This window comes from Actinoalloteichus spitiensis RMV-1378 (assembly GCF_000239155.1).
In the GTDB taxonomy this organism is placed as follows: Bacteria; Actinomycetota; Actinomycetes; order Mycobacteriales; family Pseudonocardiaceae; genus Actinoalloteichus_B; species Actinoalloteichus_B spitiensis.
On sequence record NZ_AGVX02000731.1, the window covers coordinates 1 to 2,984 of the forward strand.

Here is a 2,984-nt window from a genome sequence, read left to right on the forward strand (position 1 = left end):
GCCACGCCACCCTGCCTCCCAACACGGTCAGACCTGGCCGGTGGTCGAACGTTCCGGCGCCGGGGAGGTCTCGTCCGCCGGGGCGGCTTTCCCGCTGGGGGACCGCTCCTCGGCGACCCGGCCGTTCGGATCCACCCCGCCGCCGGTCTCGGCCGCCGCGCGCTCCGCCGCCAGTTGCTCGAGGTTCGAACGGTCCGAGAGGTGCACGTCCCGGAGGAACCACGAGAGCACGAAGGCCAGCGCCACCACGCCGAGTCCGATCAGGAAGACGGTGCCGACCGCGCTCGCGAAGCCCTCCAGCACCGGCCGCGCCAGCCTCGGGTCCAGCCCGTTCAGGAACGAGGTGTCGTTGAGGTCCAGGCCACCTGCTCCTTCCACCGCCGCCAGGAACCGCCCGTTCGCGGGGTCCGCCACCACGGCGGGGTCGCTCAGGGCCTGCTGGAACCCAGGGGTCCGCGCGGCCGACTCGAAGGCCGCCGCGATCCGGTCCCCCACCACGGAGAACAGGACGGAGAGGAACACCGCTACTCCGACCGTTCCCCCGTTCTGGCGGAAGAAGTTCGCCGAGGCGGTCGCCGCGCCGGAGTCCCTCGGCGGGGCGTCGTTCTGCACGTAGAGCGTCAGCGTCTGCATGCACTGGCCGAGCCCACCGCCGAGGACGACCATGACCAGCCCGATCTGCCAGAGCGGCGTGTCCACCGTCACCTGCGAGAACAGCAGGTAGGAGAGGGTGAGCAGCCCGGTGCCGATGATCGGGAAGATCTTGAGGCGCCCGGTCCTGGCGATCAGTTGGCCGACGATCCCGGTGGCGACCATGATCCCGAACGTGGTCGGCAGCATCATGAGACCGGCCTCGGTGGGGCTCAGCCCCTTCACGATCTGGAGGTAGAGCGGGACCGACATCATCCCGCCGAACATCCCGAGCCCGACGACGAAGTTGAGCACGTTGGCGAGCCGGAACGTCCCCGAACGGAACAGCCGAGGGGGTAGCAGCGCCTCGTCCCCCATGCGCCGCTCCACGAGCACGAAGGCCACCAGACCGACGACGCCGACGCCGAACATCAGCAGTGAGAGCGGAGAGGCCCAGCCCCACTCCCGGCCCTGCTCCAGGACCGTCAGCAGGGGCACGAGGCCCACGACGAGGGCGGCCGCCCCCCAGTAGTCCACCCGGTGGCGCACCGGGTGGTGCGGGATGTTGAGCACCCTGGCGACGATGAGGAAGGCGACCACGCCGACGGGCACGTTGATGAGGAAGACCCAACGCCACCCGGCCACCCCCACCAGGTCGTCCAGGTCCGCGAAGAACCCCCCGAGCACCGGGCCCAGCACACTGGACACCCCGAAGACGGCCATGAAGTAGCCCTGGTAGCGACCCCGCTGCCGTGGGCTGACGATGTCCGCGACGATGGTGAGGGCCAGCGACATCAGCCCGCCGGCCCCCAGTCCCTGCACCGCGCGGAAGGCGGCGAGCTGGTAGATGGAGGTCGCGACGCCGCACAGCGCCGACCCGACGACGAAGACGGTGATGGCCGTCAGGTACATCGGTTTGCGGCCGTAGATGTCGGACAACTTGCCGTAGAGCGGCGTGGAGATCGTCGCGGTGATCAGGTAGGCGGTCGTGGCCCAGGCCTGCGCCGTCTGCCCGTGCAGTTCGTCGGCGATGACCCGCATCGCCGACGAGACGATCGTCTGGTCGAGCGCCGAGAGGAACATGCCGGCGAGCAGTCCGCTGATGATGGTGAGTACCTGTCGATGGGTCAGCCCCCCGTCGGCGCGGGGACCGGTGTCCCGCGCCGCCATGCTGTCGCTCATTCACTTCCCCTGAGTGGACCGGCCCGCTCCTCGGCGAGCTCGGTGGTACACGTCGTCAACTGTTCGGCACAGGCCGTGTTCAGCCTGGCGATCAGGGAGGCCAGCGCCTCGCGGTCGGCGGCGTTCCAGCCTTCGAGGACCCGGTCGACAACCCGGCGGCGCATCCGCCACCGCTCCTCCAACAGGGCGTCGCCGTTCTCCGTGACGGCGAGCAGGCACGCCCTGCGGTCCTCCGGGTCCGGCTCCCTGCGCAGCAGCCCCTCCCGTTCGAGCGCGGAGACCCACCGGCTCACCGTGGACGGGTCCACCCGGAGCGCGGTGGCGAGCTCACCGGACCGGCACGGGCCCCGCTCGTGGAGTTGGTGGAGCAGGGCGAAGCCCGACGACCCGGCGCCGAACTCGCCGTACCGCCGCGACTGGCCGGAGGCGCAGCCGACCCACCGCACGAGTTCGTGCAGTGATCCGCTGATCCGCGCCGCGGGCGTGACCGCCGCGGTGCCGGCATCCTCGTCTGGTTCCCGCACCGCCTGAAAACCCCTGTTTGCTTGCATCACCCAACTAGTTGCACGAAGCAAGCTTCCGCCGATCGGGGTCCACCGGCAACCGATTTGACTATGAGCCGACTCTCACCTGCTCCGCGTCGCGGCCCGGGCACCGCCCGTCACGTCCCGGCACGGCACCCCGGTGGGCGGAGCACGATCCTCGGGCAGCTGCGTCGACCACCCCGATCCCGTCCTCGGACCGCCGCCCCGGCGCCGGCCCAGCGCACCGCTGGGCGACCGGGTGCCCGGCGGCGCCACCGGATCGGGCGGTGGGCTGGGCGGGCAGGCACCTCGGGAGGCTGGCGTCCCAGCCCTCGGCCCGCCTCCGCGTCCTGCCGTTCGTGCGGCGACAGGCCCGGACCAGTCCTGGGGGCCGGGGTCAGGAGATGGTCGACCGCACCCAGTCCCGGTACACCGTCGCCTCGGTGAACACCAGCCCGCCAACTCCGCAGACCTGGTCGCCGCCCCGGGAGTCGAGGCCGGCCAGCCGCCAGGACCCGCCCTCCCTGACCACCGCCGGGCCGCCGGAGTCCCCGTAGCAGGACGTGGCGCTCCTGCTCACCCGCAGGCAGAGCTCGGTGACGTCGTCCACGCCCGCGGCGCGGCAGCCGGCGGCGGCGGCCACGGGGA

The 2,984-nt window shown here is 71.8% G+C and carries 3 protein-coding genes; all 3 read right to left on the bottom strand.

The window, feature by feature from the left end:
* Window positions 1-27: 27 nt before the first annotated feature.
* Entirely contained in the window at window positions 28-1,812 is a 1,785-nt protein-coding gene (locus ACTIDRAF_RS0224620; RefSeq protein ID WP_016701333.1) for an MDR family MFS transporter, read from the bottom strand.
* Window positions 1,809-2,363, bottom strand: coding sequence for a MarR family winged helix-turn-helix transcriptional regulator (locus tag ACTIDRAF_RS31120; protein ID WP_083886677.1), 555 nt, complete (start codon window positions 2,361-2,363; stop codon window positions 1,809-1,811). The genes ACTIDRAF_RS0224620 and ACTIDRAF_RS31120 overlap by 4 nt, the downstream gene beginning before the upstream one ends.
* Before the next feature lie 370 nt (window positions 2,364-2,733).
* Window positions 2,734-2,984 (bottom strand): trypsin-like serine protease (locus ACTIDRAF_RS0224630; RefSeq protein ID WP_026066463.1); only part of this gene is annotated, 251 nt, incomplete at its 5' end.